Raw genomic sequence first — 19,580 nt, 5'->3', positions numbered from 1 at the left:
CTCCTCGCCCCGGGGGCCCCCGCCGAAGGCGGCGTCGAACCCGTGCTCCTCGATGGCCTCCAGCAGGGCGGCGGTCTGCAGCCGGTTGCGGCTGGCCCACCGGCCGGTGGGCTCGACCACCTTGCCCTGGTCGATCTGGTCCTGGACGGAGGCCACCACCAGCTCCATCCCGGCCTCGGCCAGGCGGCGGTCGCGGAACTCCATCACCTCGGGGAAGTTGTGCCCGGTGTCCACGTGCATCACGGGGAAGGGCACCCGGCCGGGGAAGAAGGCCTTCTCGGCCAGGCGGAGCAGCACGAGGGAGTCCTTGCCCCCGGAGAAGAGCAGCACCGGCCGCTCGAACTCGGCGGCCACCTCGCGCATGATGAAGACGGCCTCGGCCTCAAGGTGGTCCAGTTGGGAGAGCCGGTACCGTCCGAGCTCCGCTGCCGTGCCCATGTAATGCGCCTCGCTCCCGTGAAGTCCGACGGCGGGCCGCGGCCCGGCCGCCTACCCGGCGGCCTGGGGGCCCGCCCCGTCCAGATCCGCCACGTCGCGGATGCTCCCCAACAACATACCCGACAATTCCGGTCGACATACAAGGATATCGGGCAAGGACGGGTCCAGCGCGTTGTACTCCAGCTCCGCGCCGTCGATCCGGGAGGCGTGCAGCCCCGCGGCGCGGGCGACCGCGACCGGTGCCGCGCTGTCCCACTCGAACTGCCCGCCGGCGTGCACGTACAGGTCGGCGATGCCCAGCAGCACCGCGCAGATCTTGGCCCCGGCCGAGCCCATCGGAACGATCTCGGCGCCTAGCGCGGTGGCCATCTTCTGGACGAACTCCGGCGGCCGGGTGCGGCTGGCGGTGATCCGCAGCCGCTGCCCGCTGGGCCGCTCCTCGGGCAGCCACGGCGGATCGGCGGTGGAGAGCGTGGACCCCTGGGCGGGCAGCGCCACCGCCCCCGCGACCAGCCGTCCGTTCTCCCACAGGGCCACGTGCACGGCCCAGTCGGTCCGCCCCGCCTCGGCGAACTCACGGGTGCCGTCCAGCGGGTCGATGATCCACACCCGGCGGGCGCTCAGCCGGGCCGGGTCGTCCACCCCCTCCTCGGACAGCACCGCGTCGCTGGGGCGCAGCCGCCCCAGCGCGGAGAAGAGGAACTCGTGCGACGTGCGGTCGCCGAGGGTCCGCAGGACGTCGGGCTCCTCGAACCCGTGCCGGGCCCGCAGCTTCAGCAGCTGCTGCCCCGCCTCGCCCGCCAGGTCACGTGCGACTTCATGATCGTTTCGGATGCTGCTCACCGGCCTCAGTACGCTCCCGCCCCGCGGATCACCGCTGACCACGTCTTCCAGAGAATCTGCACGTCCAGGGTCAGCGACCAGTTTTCCACGTAACGCAGGTCCAAGCGGACCGATTCCTCCCAGGAGAGGTCGGAACGCCCGCTCACCTGCCACAGACCGGTCATCCCCGGCTTCACCACCAACCGCCTGCGCACGTCGCGCCCGTAGCGCGCGACCTCCTCGGGCAGCGGCGGCCGCGGGCCCACCAGCGACATCTCGCCGCGCACCACGTTGACGAGCTGGGGAAGCTCGTCCAGCGAGTACCGGCGCAGCCAGGCCCCGACCGACGTCACACGAGGGTCCGCGCGCATCTTGAACAGCACACCGTCGTGCTCGTTGGCGCCGAGCAGACCGCGCTTCATCTCCTCGGCCGCCGGAACCATGGTACGGAACTTCACCAGGGGGAAATGAGCCCCGTCCTTGCCGACCCTGGTCTGGCGGAAGAACACCGGCCCGCCGTCGGCGGCCTTCACCGCCATTGCCAGCGCCGCGAACACCGGTGCCAGCAGCAGCAGCGCCATCCCGGCGGCCGCCCGGTCGAACAGGCCCTTGACCACCCGGCGCGCCCCTTCCAGCTCCGGGTGCTCCACGTGCAGCAGCGGCAGGCCCGCCACCGCCCTGATGGTGGTGCGCGGCCCGGCCACCTCCATCAGTGCCGGGGCCACGGTCAGGTCGGTGCCGCACTTCTCCAGCCGCCAGGCCAGCCGCCGCAGCTCCACCCCGTCCATCTCCGGACAGGCCAGCACCGCCACCGTCTCGGCGCCCGCCTCCGCGGCGGCCTCGGCCGCGTCGCCGAAGCCGCCGAGCACCGGGACGCCGTCGACCGCGGCCGCGCCGGAGCCCTCGCGCCCGCCGGGCAGGCAGGCCCCCACCACCCGCATGCCGTGGTAGGGCTCGCCGCGCAGCTGGCGGATCAGGGCGGCGACGGCCTCGCGGTGGCCCACCACGACCGCCCCGCCCATGCACTGCCCGGAGCGGCGCAGCCGGTGCAGCCGCTTGCGCCAGCCGTACCGCAGCACCAGGCTCGCCAGCACCGTGGCCGGCAGCGCCACCAGCACGAACCCGCGGGCCAGCGCGGGCACGGCGGCGAACCCGGCGATGGCGGCGGCCGCGGTCAGCACCACCCCGGCGCCCAGCACCCGGCGGAACTCCTCGGTGCCCACGCCCAGGAACCGGCGGGCGTACCCCCCGCCCAGCCCGACCACCGCGACCCACAGCAGCGGCAGCGCCAGGGACAGCCCGGCGTGCGCCGCCGCCGACGGCTCGTGCACCTCGCCCTGGAAGTGCATCTGGTGGGTGACGGCGCCGGACATCCCGGCCGCCGCGGCGTCCAGTGCCACCAGTCCGCGCGTGTAGCCGCGCACCCACGCGGCCGGGGCGCGCACGTGCCGGCGTTCACCGGCCCCGTTCCGCACGCCGGCGACCACCGCCATGGCCCCTCCCCTCGCTTCCGGCGCGCCGCCGACCGCGGCCCGGCGGAACCGGCCCGTCCAGTGCGGGGAATCGGCAGGCGCGAAAACTCGCTCCGATGGGCCAACAGTAGCCAAGAGTGCTCATTCAGTCGCGCGACGTGACTGAATCGGGTAAAGAAAAAACCCGGCCGACGGCCGGGCCCCTTCTCGGCCGCCGCGCGCGGGCGGCGGCGGTGCTCAGGCGTGGAAGGAGTTCTGTGCCCGTTCCAGCCCCTCGGTGACGAGCGTCTCCACCGCGTCGGCGGCGCGCGCCAGCTCCAGCGGAAGCTCTTTGCGCTCGACGGGCGAGAAGTCCTTGAGCACGTAGGCGGCCGGGTCCATGCGGCCCGGCGGGCGCCCCACCCCCACACGCACGCGCAGGTAGTCCGGTCCGGACAGGGAGGAGCTGATCGAGCGCAGGCCGTTGTGGCCGCCCGCGCCGCCGCCCCGCTTGAGCTTGAGCGCCCCGAAGGCGATGTCCATGTCGTCGTGGACGACGACGACCCGCTCCACCGGGACCTTGTAGAACCGGCTCAGCCCGGCGACCGGGCCGCCCGACAGGTTCATGTAGCTGCGCGGCTTGGCCAGCACCGCCGGGGCGCCCGCCAGGCGCCCCTCGGCGACGTCGGCGTGCGCCTTGTGCGCCTTCCAGCGGTGGCCGCCGCGCTCGGCGAGCTCGTCCACCACCATGAACCCCACGTTGTGCCGGTTCCCGGCGTACTTGGGGCCGGGGTTGCCCAGCCCCACCACCAGCCAGCGCTCGGTCTCGGCCACGCCCCGTCCCTCATCGTCGCCCGTGTCGGCCCCGGACACAACCGATGCGCGGCCCCCGAGCAGACGCTCAAGGAGACCACGCACCGGACCCATGCCCATCGGTGTCCGAGGGCCGACTACTCGGCGGACTCGGACGCCGCGGCGGGCTCGCCCTCGGACTCGCCCTCGGCGGGCTCCTCCTCGGCGGCCTGGTCGGCGGAGACCGAGGCGACCCAGGCCTCGGGGTCGGTGACCAGCTCCACCCCGGCGGGCAGCTTGAGGTCGCCCGCGGTGAGGTGCGCGCCGTCCTCGAGGCCCTCGACCGAGTACTCCACACCCTCGGGGATGTGGGTGGCCTCGGCGGCGACCTCGACGGTCACCAGCTCCTGGTAGACCGAGGCGCCGGAGGCGACCTCGCCGGTCAGGTTGACGGCGATCTCGACGTTGACCTTCTCGCCCTTCTTCACCACGAGCAGGTCGACGTGCTCAAGGAAGCCCTTGATCGGGTCGCGCTGCACGCTCTTGGGCAGGACCAGGTTCTCCTTGCCCTCGACGCCGTCGACGCGCAGCAGCACGTTCGGCGTCTTCAGGGCGAGCATCAGGTCGTGGCCCGGAAGGGTGATGTGACGGGGCTCGGTGCCGTGGCCGTAGAGGACGGCCGGCACCTTACCCGCGCGGCGGGCGCGGCGTGCGGCGCCCTTGCCGAATTCCGTGCGCGGCTCGGCAGCGATGCGTACCTCGGACACGACAAAACTCCTCGGAGGTTCGTCCCCGCAGGATGCGGGGAACACGACTTCTCTGAAACGACTCCCGCGGGACACGGGAGAACTGCACGGGATCGGTCCCGCAGGCAGGCGGAGACGCCGAAGCGCGCCGCGCCCGGGCACGGCGACCACGCGGCAATCGGCCCGGTGGCCGCAGTGGAACCCCGCGGACACGGGGACACTCGGTCCAGTCTAATGCCTTACCCGACGTCTTCCGTACACATCGGTGCCCAGGGGAGGGCCCCGGGCCCTCCCCTGGACGCGGGGCGGCCCGGTCAGCCGTCGAAGAGGCTGGTCACCGACCCGTCACTGAACACCTCGTTGATGGCCCTGGCCAGAAGGGGCGCGATGGACAGCTGGGTCAGCTTGTCGAAGTCGCGCTCCTTGGGCACCGGCAGCGAGTTGGTGATGACCACCTCGGAGATGCGCGAGTTCTGCAGCCGCTCGGCGGCCGGGCCGCTGAGCACACCGTGCGTGGCGGCGGCGATGACGTTGCTGGCCCCCTGCTCGTACAGGGCGTCGGCGGCCTTCACGATGGTACCGGCGGTGTCGATCATGTCGTCGACCAGGATGCAGGTGCGGCCCTGCACCTCGCCGACGACCTCGTGCACCTTGACCTCGTTGGCGACCTCGGGGTCGCGCCGCTTGTGGATGATGGCCAGCGGCAGCCCCAGGCGGTCGGCCCAGCGGTCGGCGGTGCGCACGCGCCCGGCGTCCGGCGAGACCACGGTGGCCTCGGAGCCGTCCACCCGGCTCTTGATGTAGTCGGCCAGCAGCGGCAGCGCGAACAGGTGGTCCACCGGCCCGTTGAAGAAGCCCTGGATCTGGTCGGTGTGCAGGTCCACGGCCATGAGCCGGTTGGCGCCCGCGGTGGCGAACAGGTCGGTCATCAGCCGGGCGGTGATCGGCTCGCGGCCCAGGTGCTTCTTGTCCTGCCGGGCGTACCCCAGGAACGGCGTGATCACCGTGATGCGCTTGGCCGAGGCCCGCTTGAGCGCGTCCACCATGATGAGCTGCTCCATGATGGACTCGTTGATCGGGTCGGAGTGGCACTGGAGCACGAACGCGTCGCTGCCCCGGGCCGACTCCAGGTAGCGGACGTACATCTCGCCGTTGGCGAAGTCCTGGAACTTGGTCGGAACCACCTGGATGCCGAGCTGCTCGGCCACCTGCTCGGCCAGCTCCGGGTGCGTGCGCCCGGAGAAGAGCATCAGCTTCTTCTGACCCGCGGCCTTAATGCCGGTCACTTCTCAGATCCCCCACAGACACAGTGTCATTCGCCTTTGCCGGCGCCTTCGTCGCGGATCTCGGCGTCCCGGAGCGCGCGCTCGGCGGCCTCGGCCGCGGCGGTGCCCGGGCGCCTCCGCTGCACCCACCCCTCGATGTTGCGCTGGCCTCCGGCGGAGACCGCCAGCGCACCGGGCGGGACGTCATCGCGGACCACCGTTCCGGCGCCCGAGTAGGCGCCCGGCCCCACGTGCACCGGGGCGACGAACATGTTGTCGCTCCCGGTCCGCGCGTGGTCGCCGATGGTGGTCCGGTGCTTGTGGACGCCGTCGTAGTTCACGAACACCGACGAGGCGCCGATGTTGACGCCTTCGCCGATGTCGGCATCGCCGACGTAGGTCAGATGCGGGACCTTGGACCGGGGGCCGACGGTGGAGTTCTTCACCTCGACGAACGTGCCGGCCTTGGCGCCGTCGCGCAGCACCGCCCCGGGCCGCAGGTAGACGTAGGGGCCGACGGAGGCGCCGGGGCCGATCTCGGCCCCCTCGGCGCAGGCCTCGCGGACCTGCGCCTCGTCGCCGACCAGGGTGTCGGTGAGCGTGGTGTTCGGACCGACCAGGGCGCCCTCGCCCACGCGGGTGCCGCCGCGCAGCCGCACCTGGGGGTCGAGCACCGTGTCGCGGCCCACCTCGACCTGGACGTCGACCCAGGTGGTGGCGGGGTCGACGACGGTGACCCCGGCACGCATGTGCGCCTCGAGCAGCCGGTCGTTGAGCAGGCGGCGCGCCTCGGCGAGCTGCACGCGGTCGTTGACGCCCTGGATCTCCACCCAGTCGGCGGCCAGGGCCGCGTCGACCCGGTGGCCGTCGCCGCGCAGGATCGCCACGGCGTCGGTGATGTACTCCTCGCCCTTGGCGTTGTCGGTGGACAGGCGGTTGACCACCTCGGCCAGCAGGTCGCCGTCGAAGGCGTACATGCCGGAGTTGATCTCGCCGACGGCGCGCTGCTCATCGGTGGCGTCGGCGTGCTCGACGATCTCGGTGAAGACCCCGTCGGCGTCGCGCACCACGCGGCCGTATCCGGCCGGGTCGGGGACCTCGGCGGAGAGCACGGTGACCGCGTTGCCCGCCGACTCGTGCGCCTCGACCAGCCCGGCCAGGGTGGAGCCGCGCAGCAGCGGGGTGTCGCCGTAGGCGAGCACCACAGTCCCGGACAGCCGGGCGCCCTGGGCCTTGAGCTCCTCCACCGCCACCCGCACCGCGTGGCCGGTGCCGTTCTGCTCGGCCTGCACGGCGGTGGCCACCTCCGGCGCGGCCTCGGCGAGGTAGGCGCCGACGCGCTCGCGGGCGTGGCCGATGACGGCGACGGTGCGCTCGGGTTCCAGCTCCCCGGCGGCGGCGAGCACGTGGCCCAGCATGGCCCGCCCGCAGATCTCGTGCAGGACCTTGGGAAGCCTGGACTTCATTCGGGTGCCCTCGCCCGCCGCGAGGACGATGACGGCAGCCGGACGGCTCACGCTCACGGGCGGAGACTCCTCATGTCGCTGGCGGTATCGGATGCGTCGTCGCGCCGGCGCTGCCGGGCGGGTTCCCCCGCGCGGCCGACGCGACCGGTCGGCGAGGCTGAACATCGCCCTGCGCGCACGCTGTTGGGAGCGGGATCAGGGGCCGACAGGGGAAGGATACATGCGGCGGCCGGGGGCCTCGGGGCGCACCCCTGGGCGGACCTGCGCATGGGCCCGGGGGCGCCGGGGGGCGCGGGCCGGGTGTGAGATCGGTCATCGGGACCGCGGCGGGGAGCACGGCCGGTCCCGCACGACCGGCGGTGAGGGGCTCCCGGGCCAGGACTCGAACCTGGACAAACGGCACCAAAAACCGCAGTGCTGCCATTACACCACCCGGGACGGACTGCGGCGCGGTCCGCGCACGCCTCCACGGCACACGATAGCCGGTCCCCGACATCCGGTCATCCCGAAAACCGCCCGCCCCAGCGCACACCCTCGCCCACGGCGCCGGTACGGGGCCCCGGAGGGGGTGCCGGAGGGGGCGCCGGAGGGGGCGCCCGGCGCGCCGACACGAGCGGACCGCCGCGCGGTCCTTGCGCAACCTACGTCTTCGTAGGTTACGGTTACGTAGGTATAAGTTGTCGACGCGATCGCCGGGCGGTCGGGCGGCGCGGGCGGAGACGTTTCCGCACGTGCGCCCCGCACGGCCGTCACGAGAACGCAGGTGGAGCACAGATGACCGCAGTAGTCGCCGAGAGCGCACCCGAGCGCGAGAGCGCACCCAAGCGCACACCGGAGCCGGAACTCGACCCGGAGGGGACCAGCAGGGCCCAGCGGTTCACCGTCTTCCTGTTCGTCCTGGTGCCGCTTCTGGCCCTGGTCGCCGCGGTCCCCTTCGCCTGGGGCTGGGGGCTGAGCCCGCTCGACGTGGGCATCGGCGCCGCCTTCTACCTGGTGTCGGGGCTGGGCATCACCGTCGGCTTCCACCGGCACTTCACGCACGGCTCCTTCAAGGCCAACCGCCCGCTGCGCATCGCGCTCGCCGTGGCCGGGAGCCTGGCCATCGAGGGCAGCGTCATCAAGTGGGTGGCCGACCACCGCCGCCACCACAAGTACGCCGACGCCGAGGGCGACCCGCACTCGCCGTGGCGCTTCGGCGACGACTGGCGCTCGGTCGCCAAGGGGCTGTTCTACGCGCACATGGCGTGGATGTTCCTGAGCGAGGAGAAGACCTCGCCCAAGCGGTTCGCCCCCGACCTGCTCAAGGACAAGGACATCGTCCGGGTCGACCGGCTGTTCATCCCGCTGGTGCTGTTCTCACTGTTCGCCCCGGCGGCCATCGGCGGCCTGGTGACCATGTCCTGGTGGGGCGCCTTCACCGCCTTCTTCTGGGCCGGGCTGGTGCGCGTGGCCCTGCTGCACCACGTGACGTGGTCGATCAACTCCATCTGCCACACCATCGGCGAGGAGAACTTCGAGGTCCGGGACCGCTCCCGGAACGTGTGGTGGCTGGCCATCCCCTCCTTCGGGGAGTCCTGGCACAACCTGCACCACGCCGACCCCACCTGCGCCCGCCACGGCGTGCTCAAGGGCCAGGTCGACATCTCCGCCCGGATCATCTGGGCGTTCGAGAAGCTGGGCTGGGCCACCAAGGTCCGCTGGCCCAACGCCGAACGCCTCGCGGCCAAGCGCGTGAGCCTCTAAAGTCGGGACCATCATGGAAGCCGTAGGCGAGAAGAAGGTCCGGTCCCGCAGGAAGCGGATGACCGGCAAGGAACGGCGTGAACAGCTCCTGGACATCGGCCGGGAGCTGTTCGCCGAGCGCGGCTTCGACGGCACCTCCGTGGAGGAGATCGCCGCCCGCGCCGGGGTCTCCAAGCCCGTGGTCTACGAGCACTTCGGCGGCAAGGAGGGCATCTACGCGGTCGTCGTGGACCGTGAGATGCGCACGCTGCTGGACATGGTCGGCGCCTCTCTCACCTCCGACCACGCCCGCGGCAAGATCGAGAACGCCGCGCTGGCGCTGCTGCGCTACGTCGAGGAGTGCAGCCAGGGGTTCCGCATCCTGGCCCGCGATTCGCACGCCGCCTCGGGCACCGGCAGCTTCGCCAGCCTGATCAGCGACATCGCCACCCAGGTCGAGCACATCCTGGCCGACGAGTTCAAGGAGCGCGGGTACGACCCCAAGCTGGCGCCGATGTACGCCCAGTCGCTGGTGGGGATGGTGGCGCTGACCGGCCAGTGGTGGCTGGAGGTGCGCAAGCCCAAGCGCGAGGTGGTCGCCGCGCACCTGGTCAACCTGGCCTGGAACGGGTTGTCGGCGCTGGAGCCGAAACCGGCCCTGGAGTCGGTCGACCGGAAGCGGATGGAGCGTTAGGGCCGACCGGCCCGTCGTCCTTTCCACCGTGTCGGGCACACTATCTTGATATCAAGAGATAGGGTGTGCTCATGCGTGATGAGGTCGACGGGCTGGTCGAGGCGTGGCGTGCGGAGCGCCCGGATCTCGATGTTGCGCCGCTGCAGGTGCTCAGCCGCGTCTCGCGGCTCGCGCGCCACCTGGACCGGGCCCGGCGCGCGGTCTTCACCGACCACGGCCTGGAGCCGTGGGAGTTCGACGTGCTCGCCGAGCTGCGCCGCTCCGGCGCCCCCTACGAGCTGAGCCCGGGGCGGCTGCTCCGCGCCACCCTGGTCACCTCGGGGACCATGACCAACCGCATCGACCGGCTGGCCGCGGCGGGGCTGGTGCGGCGGCGCCCCGACCCCGCCGACAAGCGCGGGGTCCTGGTGCGCCTGACCGACGAGGGGCGCGAACGGGTGGACGCCGCCCTGGAGGCCCTGCTCGGCTACGAGGAGTCGATCCTGGAGCCGATGCCCGCGGACGAGCGCGCCGCGCTGGCCGCCCTGCTGCGCTCGCTGCTGTCGCCGCTGGACGAGTGAGGCGCCCTCCCCCGCCGCTCCTGCGGTCCGGGGACCGCCCCTCGACGAACGCCCCCGTTTCGGACACTCTTGTTACTCGGCGGTATCCGTCCCCTCACCGGGATGCCGCCGGGGCGCGCAGGCAACGTGTCCGATTCGAGCGGAGATCTACGTGCACATCAAGCGCAGCGCCGCCCTCGCCGCGGCGGTCCTCCTGGCGGCGGCCGCCTGCTCCTCCGAGGAGCCCGGCGGGGCGTCCGGGGAGCGGTACTACCTGTCCCTGGGCGACTCGCTGGCCGTGGGCGTGCAGCCCGACGGCGAGGGCGGATTCGAGGAGACCACCGACGGCTATACCGACGCGCTGTACCGCACGCTGAAGGACGAGCGGCCGTCGCTGCGCCACGAGCGGATGGGATGCGGCGGCGAGGACACCACCACCTTCAAGGACGGCGGGCTGGAGCTCTGCGGGGAGCGCTACACCGAGGGGACGCAGCTCGCCCAGGCCGAGCGCTTCCTGGAGGAGCACCGGGGGCAGGTGGACCTGGTGACGGTGGACATCGGCGGCAACAACTTCACCGGCTGCGTGGACCTGGGTGGCGGAGGGCCCGAGGCCCCGGAGGGCGCCGCCGCGGAGCCTGAGGAGGGCGAGGAGGGCGAGGACTCCGGTGACGGCGGCACGCCGGACGTGGAGCTCGACCGGGACTGCGTCGAGGACGGCCTGGAGCGCCTGGAGGAGGAGGTCCCCGAGATCACCTCCCGCCTGCGCGCGGCCGCGGGGCCGGACGTGCAGATCATCGGGATGACGTACTACAACCCCTTCCTCGCGGCGCTGCTGCTGGAGGACTCGGCGGCCGACGGCGGCGAGGACGGGGACGAGGAGGGCGAGGGCGCCCAGGACGGCGGAGGCGACGGGGATTCGCCCGCCGAGGATGAGCTGGTGGACTACGCCACCGACGTGCTGGTGGAGATGAACGACATTCTGCGGACCTCCTACAGCGACGCCGGTATGCAGGTGGCCGACGTGGAGGAGGCCTTCGAGTCGGAGAACTTCGAGGTGCCCGAGGGCGGCGACTCGGACATGCCGACCAACGTGCAATACATCTGCGACTACACGTGGATGTGCAACACCGAGGACGGCCCCGACATCCACACCAACCAGGCCGGGGCCCAGCACATCGCGCAGACCTTCGAGCGGCTGGTCGAGGCCGGGGAGCCGGTCGCGCCTCCGCCCTGGGGGCGCTGCCCCGCCCCGAGGGCGCGGGGCACCCGGGGCGCGTCCTCGTCGGTCGGCACCATGCGGCCCGGCTCCTTACCGGACTCGGGCCGCATGGTGCCGCCGGTGCCTTCGACGGCCCTGCCCCTCAACGCACGCCCTGGGTCCCTACTCGCCGATGCGCTCGGCCTCGGCGAGCCAGCGCTCCTCCAGCTCCTCCTTCTCGGCCTGGAGGGTCTTCAGTTCGGCGTCGAGGTCGGCCAGGCGCGTGTAGTCGTCGGCCGCCTCGGCCATGAGGGCGTGCAGTTCCCCTTCCCGCTTGCCGATGCGGTCCATGCGGCGCTCCAGGCGCTGCATCTCCTTCTGGGCCGCGCGGCGCTCGGCGGCCGAGACCCTCGGGGCCGCGTCCTGGGCGTCCCCGGCGCCGCCGTCCGAGGAGGTGTCGGCCGCGGGGGAGGCGACCCCCGGGACCGCGTCCCGGCCCTCCTGCCGCGCGCGCCGCGCCAGGTACTCGTCCACGCCCCCGGGGAGGAACGCCAGCGTGCGGTCGCCCATCAGCGCCAGCGTGCGGTCGGTCACCCGCTCCAGGAAGTAGCGGTCGTGGCTGACCACCACGAGCGAGCCCGGCCAGCCGTCGAGCAGGTCCTCCAGCTCGTTCAGGGTCTCGATGTCGAGGTCGTTGGTGGGCTCGTCCAGCAGCACCACGTTCGGCTCGTCCATGAGCAGCCGGAGGAGCTGCAGGCGGCGGCGCTCGCCGCCGGACAGGTCGCCGATGGGCGTCCACTGCCGGTCGCCCCGGAAGCCGAACCGCTCCAGCATCTGCCCGGCGGAGTACTCGCGCTTGCCGATCGTCACGAACTGGCGGACCTCGTTGACGGCCTCCAACGGGCGCGTCCGCGGGTCCAGCTCGGCGAGGTTCTGGGACAGGTGGGCGAGCTTGACGGTGCGGCCCCGGCGCACCCTGCCGCCGTCCGCCTCGCGCTCGGCGGCCAGCAGGCGCAGCAGGCTGGTCTTCCCCGCGCCGTTCACCCCCACCAGGCCGACCCGGTCGCCGGGCCCCAGCTGCCAGGTGAGGTCCTCCAGCAGGGGGGTGTCCCCCGCCTTCAGGTCCACGTGCTCAAGGTCGATGACGGTCTTGCCCAGGCGCGCGCTGGCGAAGCTGACCAGTTCGACGGTGTCGCGCAGCGGCGGCACGTCGGCGATGAGAGCATTGGCGGCGTCCACCCGGAACTTGGGCTTGGAGGAGCGGGCCTGGGGGCCGCGGCGCAGCCACGCCAGCTCCTTGCGCATCAGGTTCTGCCGCCGTTCCTCGGCCGCGGCGGCCAGCCGCTCCCGCTCGGCCTTGGCCAGCACGTAGGCGGCGTACCCGCCCTCGTAGCGCTCGACCCGGCCGTCGACCACCTCCCAGGTGCGGTTGGTGACCGCGTCCAGGAACCACCGGTCGTGGGTGACGACCACCAGCGCCTCCTTGCGGGCGTTGAGGTGGTCGGCCAGCCAGGCGATGCCCTCGATGTCGAGGTGGTTGGTGGGCTCGTCCAGCACGATGAGGTCGTGCTCGGCGATGAGCAGGCGGGCCAGGGCGGCGCGGCGGCGCTCGCCCCCGGAGAGGGTGTCCATCCCGGCGCCCAGGTCCCAGGCGCCGAGCAGGCCGCGCAGCACGTCGCGGATGCGCGGGTCGCCGGCCCACTCGTGCTCGGCACGGTCGCCCAGGACATAGGCGCCGACGGTGGTGTCGGGGAAACTGTCGCGCTGGTGCAGGAAGCCCACGCGGAGGCCGCGGTTGTGGATCACCCGGCCGGAGTCGGGCTCGGTGGCCTGGGCGAGGACGGAGACCAGGGTCGACTTGCCGCCGCCGTTGCGGCCGACGACGCCGATCCGGTCGCCCTCGTCGATACCGAGCGAGACGCCGTCGAGCAGGACGAGCGGGCCGTAGGCGAGCGAGACTTCCTGAAGATTGACGAGGTTCATCGTCTTCCCATTCTGTGGGCTCTCCCCCACTGGAAATGACACGCCTCGGGCACCGGACCGCCCCGGAAGGGCCCGGTGCCCGCCCCGTCCGGCGCGCCGCACGGCCGCTCAGACCAGGAAGAAGTCGCGCGCCGAGCGGGCGATGCCCTCGACGTCCAGGCCGTGGGCGCGGTCGTGGTCCTCCGCGGAGCCGTACTTGCGCAGCTCGGCCTCGCGGGAGACGCCGAGCGCGCGCTGGCGGTGGCGCCGGTCCCCCAGTGCGGCGGCGACCTCGTGCGCGGAGGTCCCGGCCAGGTAGGGCTCGACCGTCAGGACGTCGGCGCCGCCGACGGAGGCGACCAGGCGGTTCAGCCCGGCGCGGTCGAAGGGGCGCGGGGTGGCGGTGTAGGCGACCGTGACGTCCAGGCCCTCGGTGGCGGCGAGGACGCGGTCGAGCATCGGGCCGACGGCGACCACGACCCCGGACGCGCGGGGCGATCCGGTGCGCACCGGGAGCAGGCCGGAGCCGACCGGGCGCGGGGCGGCGTTGCCGTACTCGCTGAGGCGGACGTAGACCCGGCCGTCGCCGGGGAGCGCGGCGCGGACCAGGCGGTCGGCCTCGTCGGCGTGGCCGGGCACGTGCACGGTCCAGCCGGGGAGCGTGTCCAGCAGGGCGACGTCGCCGGGGGCCATGTGGGTGCGCCCGGCTCCGGCGTAGTCGTAGGAGGCGCCGATCCCGGCGAGCACGGCGCCCGCCCCCTGGTGGCCCAGGTCGAGCTTGACCTGCTCGAAGGGGCGTTCGACGAGGAAGGAGGAGAACGTGTGCACCACCGGGCGGAGGCCGGTCAGGGCCAGGCCCCCTGCGACGCCGATCTGGAGCTGCTCGCGGATGCCGACGTTGACGACCCGGCCGGGGTGGCGGGCCGCGGCGGCGGCGAAGCGGTCGGTGGAGATGTCGGCGAGGACCACGGTCAGGCGCGGGTCGGCGTCCATGGAGGCGGTGACGGCGCGGGCGAAGGCGTCGCGCATCGGCTGCGGCGTGACGGCGGGGGCCGGGCGGGCGGCGGAGGCGCTCCGGGCGGCCGTGCCCCTGGGGGCCTCGGTGGCGGTCGCGGTCATGGGACTCACTCCTTGGGCTGGACGCGGGCGATCACGGCGTGCGGGGTGCGGGGGCCGCGGACCGAGAAGGCGGCGGCCAACGCGTCGTGGTCGCGCCCCCACACGGTCTGCGCGGTCCACCCCTCCTGCTCGAAGCGGGCGGCGATGCCGCCGGGCCACCCGTGGGTGGCCGACCGGTTGTCGACCACCACGGCGGTGACCGCTCCCAGGCCCAGCCGCGCGGCGGCGGCGATGGCCTCGTGGTTGCTGCCCTCGTCGAGTTCGGCGTCGCCGACCAGCACCACCACGCGGGGCTCGGTGCGGCCCTGGGCCCGCAGGCCGAGGGCGGTGCCGACGGCCAGGCCCAGGCCGTGGCCCAGGGAGCCGCTGCCGATCTCGGCGCCGGGGACGAGCACCCGGTCGGGGTGGTGGCCCAGCGGGGAGTCGAACCGGGTCCAGGAGCGCAGGTCGGCGACGCTCAGGAAGCCCTTGGCGGCGAGCACGGCGTAGTAGGCGGCGGGGCCGTGGCCCTTGGAGAGCAGGAAGCGGTCGCGGTCGGGGTGGTCGGCGGTCTCGGGCGAGACCCGCAGGACGCGGTCGTAGAGGACCCAGAGCACGTCCAGCGTGGACTCGGCCGCCGCGCGGTGCTTTTCGTCACCGGTCATGAGGCCGACCAGCGCGGGGAGGTCGGCGTACCGGCGCAGTGCCGTCGTCGTCATGACGCTAGTCTGTAAGTTCAAGTTAACTTCAGGTCAACCGTCCGCGGACACCGCCGCCACGAAGGGGGATGTGACATGGCCCACCTGCCGGTCAGGCTCACCATCGGCCAGGTGGCGGAGCGCAGCGGGATCGCCCGCACGACGCTCCGCTTCTATGAGGAACGGGGGCTCATCCACTCGGAGAGGACCTCGGGCAACCAGCGCCGATACCACAGGAACACGCTACGGCGCCTGGCGTTCATCGCCACGGCGCAGCGGGTGGGGCTGTCGCTCGGGCAGATCGAGGAGGCGCTCAGCACGCTCCCCGACAACCGCACGCCGACGGTGAGCGACTGGGCGCGCCTGTCCGAGGAGTGGCGGACCGAGCTGGAAGCGCGCATCGACGCGCTGCAGCGCCTCAGGGACCGCCTGACCTCCTGCATCGGGTGCGGGTGCCTGTCGCTGAAGGACTGCCACCTGAACAACCACGACGACGTCCTGGCATCCCAGGGGCCCGGGGCGCCGGGCCTGAAGCCCGCACGCGAGGGCGGACTCTAGCGGCGTTGATCCCGGGGCCGGACACGCCCGCCGGAGGACACTGCCGGCGAATTCAGCAGGGTGCTCGCCTGGGGGTGTAGGCGAGCGAAACGGGACGCCCGGACGGTGGCCGGTGCTGCTCCGGTGGGCCGTGCATCCGCGCGGGCCAGGGCACGGCAGCAGTGAAACGGCAGTGAACACGTACCGCAGGGGGCCGCTCGACCCGCGGCGGCGCGAGCTGCGCAGGACGTGGAGTTCACCTGAGGTGCGGGAAGGCGGCGACACGGCGGACCAACGGTGTCGTTGGAGTGGCGGAACTTCCGTCCGGCCGCCCCGGGCGCGTCCACCGCGTCCCTGGGGCGGCCCGCCCCAAGGCCGTGACGCTCCGCCGACCTGGTCGGACGGAATTGACACCACCCCTGCGGACGCGCCCCGAGACCCGGCCCATCCGGCCCGCTCGGGGCCGGACCCCAGCTGATCAGCGGGATGCGGGCCCATCGACGATGTGCGCTCCCGGGACGTCGCCGTAGGCGGTGAGCGCGCGCTCGCACGCCCCGGACTTCTCCAGGGCCGCGGAGACCTCGGCGGCACCGTCCGCATCGGGCGCCAGGAAGGCGCAGGTGGGGCCCGAGCCGGAGACGATGCCCGCCAGTGCGCCCGCCTGGCGGCCGACGTCCAGGGTCCGGGCCAGGTCGGGCCGCAGGGACAGCGCCGCAGGCTCCAGATCGTTGCGCAGGGCCGCCGCGAGGGCCGAGGGGTCACCGGCGCCCAGGGCCGTCGTCAGTGACGCGTCTCCGCGCGGCTGAGGCGCGTCCGGGCGGAGGCGGTCGTACTCGCCGAACACCGCCGGGGTGGACAGGCCGTCTTCGGACAGTGCGAACACCCAGTGGAAGCGGCCCCGCGCCGGGACCGGATCCAGGACCTCGCCGCGGCCGGTGCCGACCGCGGTGCCTCCCAGCAGCGGGAAGGGGACGTCGCTGCCGAGCTCGGCGGCGAGCGCCTGCAGGGCCGCGGCATCCAGGCCCGCGCCGAACAGGGCGTCGCAGGCCAGCAGGGCGGCGGCCGCGTCGGCGCTGCCCCCGGCCATGCCCCCGGCGACCGGGATCGCCTTGTCGATGCGGATGCGCACCGGCTCCTCGGACAGCCCCGCCTCGCGGGCCACCAGGCGGGCGGCGCGGGCGGCCAGGTTGCTCCCGTCGCGGGGGACCTCGGCCAGGTGCGCGTCCAGGCCGCCGGCCGCCGCGTGCACCTCGATCGCCGTTTCAGCGGCCCCTGCCGGGCCCGGCTCGGCCCGGCGGACGGTAACCTCGTCGAACAGTGAGACAGCGTGGAATACGTTCACGAGATCGTGGTATCCATCCTCGCGCACCGGCCCCACCGCCAGCAGCAGGTTGACCTTCGCGGGCGCCCGTACGGTCACGGCGGTAATAGCGGTCATGAGCCCTAGATCATAGAGGAACCCCCTGCCAGTGAGCCCGGACGCCGAAGCGAGGCCGTGTACGCCCCGCGTGCGCCCCGGGCACCGGGGCGGCTCCTCTCCGATCCCTTCCGCACCGGTCACCCGGAGTGGCCGATTCTGGGCCGCTTCGGCCTGCGCGGGTGGGTATAGGGCCGCGATCCCCGCTACCTTGGGGCCAGACGGAGTGTGGACACCGTCGGGGAGGGTCGCTTGCCGTCGGATGGGCTCCCAAAGGACCTGGAACCGCTGGCCGCCGGAGATCCGGCGACCATCGGTCCCTACGTGCTGGCCGGACGGCTGGGCAGCGGGGGGATGGGCACGGTCTACCTGGGCCGTGCCCCTGAGAAGGGTGCCCAGGTCGCGATCAAGGTGATCCGCCCGGAGCTGGCCTTCGACGAGGCCACCCGGGCCCGGTTCCACGACGAGATGGAGAACGCCCGCCGGGTCGCCTCCTTCTGCACGGCCAAGGTGCTCGACCACGGCACCTTCGAGAACCGGCCGTACATGGTCACCGAGTACATCTCCGGGACCGCGCTGGCCGAGCACATCTCCCAGCACGGGTCGCTGGACTCCAGCACGCTGCACGGGTTCGCCCTCGGGGTGGCCGCGGCGCTGGCCGCCATCCACAGGGCGGGGCTGGTCCACCGCGACCTCAAGCCGGCCAATGTGCTGCTGTCGCTGTCGGGGCCCCGGGTGATCGACTTCGGCATCGCGCGGGCGATCAACACCTCCACCAACCACACCCAGACGGGCATCGTGATGGGCAGCCCGGGGTGGATGGCGCCCGAGCAGCTCCTCGAGGAGAAGGTGACCACCGCCGCCGACATCTTCGCCTGGGGGTGCCTGGTCGCCTTCGCGGGCAACGGCACGCACCCCTTCGGCAACGGCGATGCGATGACGCTCGGCAAACGGGTGCTCTTCGCCGAGCCGCAGATCGGCGACCTCGACAGCCCGCTGGACCGCCTGGTGGCCCGCGCGCTGGCCAAGGAGCCCGAGCGCCGCCCCAAGGCCCAGGACCTCCTGCTGGAGCTGGCCGGGGGCGAGGACACCGGAGGCAGTGCCAACGACCCCAACGACATGGTGAGCCACGCGCTGCACCAGTCGTGGCGGCCCAATCTGCCGCCGATGCCGCCGCCCGGGCCGCCCATGCCGCCGCACCCGGGCCCCAACCCGAACATGACCAACATGGTCCCCCAGGGGCCGCCGCCGCAGGGCCCGCCGCCGGGGCAGTACCCCCCGCCCGGGGGTCCGCCGCCCGGTCCCCGCTCCGGCCCGCCGAACGGCCCGCAGGGCCCGCCGCCGCCTCCCCCGGGGCCGCACACCAGCCAGCCGATCCAGCACCCGGCAGGGGTGGCCCAGCAGGCGCCCACCGGGCAGACCGGCCAGTTCGCCCCACAGGGCGGCCCGATGCCCCCGCAGGGGCCGCCCGGGCCACAGCAGACCGGGCCGATCCCGCTGCCCCCGCAGGAGCAGCAGGCGCAGCCGTACGTCCCTCCGGCCCCGCCCCCGCCGCACCGCCCGCTGCAGCCCGCCAAGGGCAGGATGAAGTGGGTCGCGATCACCGCCGCAGTGGCGGTGCTCCTGGTGGTGCTGCTGGTGGCGGTACTCACCCTGCTCAGCGGCTCCGGGCTGCCGGTGCCGTGGGGCGGCCGCGACGACGCGGCCGCCGAGGGCGGCCAGGACCAGGAGGGCGGCGAAGGCGCGCAGAAGGAGCCGGGAGGCCGGAACGGAGCGGGCGGAGCCGACGACACGGAGGCGCAGGCCCCGGACCCGGCCGACCCCGGGGTGGCCGACGACGGCCTGGCGGCGTTCACCGCGGGGGACTACCGGTGCTCCGACCGCGTCGAAGGACGGCACCTGCGGGTCGAGAACGGCACCTACTGCGTGTTCGAGCTGGAGCTGTTCAACGGCGGCGACGAGCCCGTCCGGTTGGACCACCGCCGCCAGCGCCTGAGCGCGCCGGGCGTGGGCGACGTGGTCGCCGAACGCCCGTCCGACATCGAGGCCGAGGCCCCGCTGTGGGACCCGATCGCCCCGGGCGAGAGCGCACGCGGCGAGCTGGTGTTCACCGTCCCTGACGCGGACCGGGTGCGCACCGGCGTCCTGATGCTGACCAGCGACGACCGCGGCGACGACGCCGAACTCCCGGTGGAGGAGTTCACCGAGGAATCCTGAGGGCCGGGTCCCCGGTGACCTGGGCCGAGGCCGGTAACCGGTCTCACCGGACCGCAGCCGACCCCCCGTGGAACCGGCAGGAACCCCACGCCCCGCGCCCGGCCGCACCCGGGCACGGGGCTGCCGAGGGCAACGGGCGGCGACGGGGCAGCAAGTGACTCGCTCGGTGGCCCCGGCCGGGCGACAGGCCGCCGGGATGCCAGGTGATCGGCAGCGACGACGAAGGTCGGCGACCGTCACCGCAGCGCTGTCGGCCGCCGGGCGTGTGCGTGGTCGCCGTGATATGCGCGGCGACGGGGTGAGCGGGGCGGCTCCCGGGCCCTGCCTGCCGGGCGGCGGGCCCCTCGCGGTCCGGGAGGCGGCGGCTGGGCTGGTGCCCCACTCGCGCGTCCCGGCCGTGCGGCGGGCCGTCGGGGCGCGAGGAAAGGCAGCACCGACGACGAAGGTCGGCGGCCCTCACCGCAGCGCTGTCGGCCACCGGGCGTGTGCGTGGCCACCGTTGATGGCGGCGACGGTCC

At 73.5% G+C, this 19,580-nt stretch carries 17 protein-coding genes, 1 tRNA gene and 1 pseudogene; 6 read left to right on the top strand and 13 right to left on the bottom strand.

The window, feature by feature from the left end; genetic code table 11:
- From D476_RS0127340 to D476_RS0127305, 8 genes are all read right to left on the bottom strand, one after another.
- Positions 1 to 438: phosphoadenosine phosphosulfate reductase domain-containing protein (locus D476_RS0127340; RefSeq protein WP_017627075.1), on the bottom strand; the 438-nt coding region annotated here is incomplete at its 3' end.
- 51 nt (positions 439 to 489) lie between these two features.
- Complete coding sequence (locus D476_RS0127335) at positions 490 to 1,281, bottom strand: 3'(2'),5'-bisphosphate nucleotidase CysQ (RefSeq protein WP_017627074.1); 792 nt, start codon at positions 1,279 to 1,281, stop codon at positions 490 to 492.
- A gap of 5 nt (positions 1,282 to 1,286) precedes the next feature.
- Positions 1,287 to 2,753 carry a sugar transferase gene (locus D476_RS0127330; protein WP_017627073.1) on the bottom strand — a complete coding sequence of 489 codons (1,467 nt, stop codon included), beginning with the start codon at positions 2,751 to 2,753 and terminating at the stop codon, positions 1,287 to 1,289.
- A gap of 216 nt (positions 2,754 to 2,969) precedes the next feature.
- The gene (pth, locus tag D476_RS0127325; protein WP_394296946.1) at positions 2,970 to 3,644 is read right to left on the bottom strand and encodes an aminoacyl-tRNA hydrolase; all 675 of its coding nucleotides are present in this window, start codon (positions 3,642 to 3,644) and stop codon (positions 2,970 to 2,972) included.
- A 17-nt stretch (positions 3,645 to 3,661) separates the two neighbouring features.
- Positions 3,662 to 4,270 (bottom strand): 50S ribosomal protein L25/general stress protein Ctc, encoded by a 609-nt coding sequence (locus tag D476_RS0127320; RefSeq protein ID WP_017627071.1) that lies wholly within the window; start codon positions 4,268 to 4,270, stop codon positions 3,662 to 3,664.
- 293 nt (positions 4,271 to 4,563) lie between these two features.
- Positions 4,564 to 5,535 carry a ribose-phosphate diphosphokinase gene (locus D476_RS0127315; RefSeq protein WP_026123915.1) on the bottom strand — a complete coding sequence of 324 codons (972 nt, stop codon included), beginning with the start codon at positions 5,533 to 5,535 and terminating at the stop codon, positions 4,564 to 4,566.
- Between the two features lie 26 nt (positions 5,536 to 5,561).
- Complete coding sequence (gene glmU / locus D476_RS0127310; RefSeq protein WP_017627069.1) at positions 5,562 to 7,037, bottom strand: bifunctional UDP-N-acetylglucosamine diphosphorylase/glucosamine-1-phosphate N-acetyltransferase GlmU; 1,476 nt, start codon at positions 7,035 to 7,037, stop codon at positions 5,562 to 5,564.
- Positions 7,038 to 7,347: 310 nt separating this feature from the next.
- Positions 7,348 to 7,418, bottom strand: a tRNA-Gln gene (locus D476_RS0127305).
- A 336-nt stretch (positions 7,419 to 7,754) separates the two neighbouring features.
- Between D476_RS0127305 and D476_RS0127300 the strand changes: the two genes are divergently transcribed.
- The 4 genes and pseudogenes from D476_RS0127300 to D476_RS36770 form a co-directional block, all read left to right on the top strand.
- Positions 7,755 to 8,723 carry an acyl-CoA desaturase gene (locus tag D476_RS0127300; RefSeq protein ID WP_017627068.1) on the top strand — a complete coding sequence of 323 codons (969 nt, stop codon included), beginning with the start codon at positions 7,755 to 7,757 and terminating at the stop codon, positions 8,721 to 8,723.
- Between the two features lie 13 nt (positions 8,724 to 8,736).
- The gene (locus tag D476_RS0127295) at positions 8,737 to 9,396 is read left to right on the top strand and encodes a TetR/AcrR family transcriptional regulator (RefSeq protein WP_026123914.1); all 660 of its coding nucleotides are present in this window, start codon (positions 8,737 to 8,739) and stop codon (positions 9,394 to 9,396) included.
- A gap of 71 nt (positions 9,397 to 9,467) precedes the next feature.
- Entirely contained in the window at positions 9,468 to 9,956 is a 489-nt protein-coding gene (locus D476_RS0127290; protein ID WP_017627066.1) for a MarR family winged helix-turn-helix transcriptional regulator, read from the top strand.
- A 151-nt stretch (positions 9,957 to 10,107) separates the two neighbouring features.
- Positions 10,108 to 11,046 (top strand): annotated as a pseudogene (locus D476_RS36770) (SGNH/GDSL hydrolase family protein); the annotation flags it as partial.
- Here the strand turns inward: D476_RS36770 and D476_RS38320 are convergent.
- The 4 genes from D476_RS38320 to D476_RS0127265 form a co-directional block, all read right to left on the bottom strand.
- Entirely contained in the window at positions 11,043 to 11,231 is a 189-nt protein-coding gene (locus tag D476_RS38320; RefSeq protein ID WP_017627064.1) for a hypothetical protein, read from the bottom strand. The pseudogene D476_RS36770 and the gene D476_RS38320 overlap by 4 nt on opposite strands.
- Before the next feature lie 85 nt (positions 11,232 to 11,316).
- Positions 11,317 to 13,116, bottom strand: coding sequence for an ABC-F family ATP-binding cassette domain-containing protein (locus D476_RS0127275; protein WP_017627063.1), 1,800 nt, complete (start codon positions 13,114 to 13,116; stop codon positions 11,317 to 11,319).
- 108 nt (positions 13,117 to 13,224) lie between these two features.
- Complete coding sequence (locus tag D476_RS0127270) at positions 13,225 to 14,124, bottom strand: transketolase family protein (RefSeq protein ID WP_026123913.1); 900 nt, start codon at positions 14,122 to 14,124, stop codon at positions 13,225 to 13,227.
- A gap of 95 nt (positions 14,125 to 14,219) precedes the next feature.
- Positions 14,220 to 14,912, bottom strand: coding sequence for a thiamine pyrophosphate-dependent enzyme (locus D476_RS0127265; protein WP_017627061.1), 693 nt, complete (start codon positions 14,910 to 14,912; stop codon positions 14,220 to 14,222).
- A gap of 75 nt (positions 14,913 to 14,987) precedes the next feature.
- Here D476_RS0127265 and soxR point away from each other — a divergent pair, with 75 nt between their 5' ends.
- On the top strand, positions 14,988 to 15,449 hold the full coding sequence (gene soxR, locus D476_RS0127260) for a redox-sensitive transcriptional activator SoxR (protein WP_017627060.1): 462 nt from the start codon (positions 14,988 to 14,990) through the stop codon (positions 15,447 to 15,449).
- 457 nt (positions 15,450 to 15,906) lie between these two features.
- On the opposite strand, the gene D476_RS0127255 is transcribed toward soxR, so the two are convergent.
- Positions 15,907 to 16,866, bottom strand: coding sequence for a 4-(cytidine 5'-diphospho)-2-C-methyl-D-erythritol kinase (locus D476_RS0127255; protein WP_026123912.1), 960 nt, complete (start codon positions 16,864 to 16,866; stop codon positions 15,907 to 15,909).
- A gap of 231 nt (positions 16,867 to 17,097) precedes the next feature.
- Here D476_RS0127255 and D476_RS0127250 point away from each other — a divergent pair, with 231 nt between their 5' ends.
- On the top strand, positions 17,098 to 19,062 hold the full coding sequence (locus D476_RS0127250) for a serine/threonine-protein kinase (protein WP_051061856.1): 1,965 nt from the start codon (positions 17,098 to 17,100) through the stop codon (positions 19,060 to 19,062).
- Positions 19,063 to 19,580 lie beyond the last annotated feature (518 nt).

Source organism: Nocardiopsis chromatogenes YIM 90109 (assembly GCF_000341185.1).
In the GTDB taxonomy this organism is placed as follows: Bacteria; Actinomycetota; Actinomycetes; order Streptosporangiales; family Streptosporangiaceae; genus Nocardiopsis_A; species Nocardiopsis_A chromatogenes.
Note: the sequence above shows the minus strand (reverse complement) of the source record. Positions and strands in the feature narration are given on the sequence as shown.

Coding starts and splice junctions, on each gene's coding strand:
- D476_RS0127330 (WP_017627073.1), bottom strand. CDS start 2,753: ATGGCGGTGGTCGCCGGCGTGCGGAACGGGGCCGGTGAACGCCGGCAC.
- pth (WP_394296946.1), bottom strand. CDS start 3,644: ATGGGCATGGGTCCGGTGCGTGGTCTCCTTGAGCGTCTGCTCGGGGGC.
- D476_RS0127300 (WP_017627068.1), top strand. CDS start 7,755: ATGACCGCAGTAGTCGCCGAGAGCGCACCCGAGCGCGAGAGCGCACCC.
- D476_RS0127295 (WP_026123914.1), top strand. CDS start 8,737: ATGGAAGCCGTAGGCGAGAAGAAGGTCCGGTCCCGCAGGAAGCGGATG.
- D476_RS0127290 (WP_017627066.1), top strand. CDS start 9,468: ATGCGTGATGAGGTCGACGGGCTGGTCGAGGCGTGGCGTGCGGAGCGC.
- D476_RS38320 (WP_017627064.1), bottom strand. CDS start 11,231: ATGGTGCCGACCGACGAGGACGCGCCCCGGGTGCCCCGCGCCCTCGGG.
- D476_RS0127275 (WP_017627063.1), bottom strand. CDS start 13,116: ATGAACCTCGTCAATCTTCAGGAAGTCTCGCTCGCCTACGGCCCGCTC.
- D476_RS0127270 (WP_026123913.1), bottom strand. CDS start 14,124: ATGCGCGACGCCTTCGCCCGCGCCGTCACCGCCTCCATGGACGCCGAC.
- D476_RS0127265 (WP_017627061.1), bottom strand. CDS start 14,912: ATGACGACGACGGCACTGCGCCGGTACGCCGACCTCCCCGCGCTGGTC.
- soxR (WP_017627060.1), top strand. CDS start 14,988: ATGGCCCACCTGCCGGTCAGGCTCACCATCGGCCAGGTGGCGGAGCGC.
- D476_RS0127255 (WP_026123912.1), bottom strand. CDS start 16,866: ATGACCGCTATTACCGCCGTGACCGTACGGGCGCCCGCGAAGGTCAAC.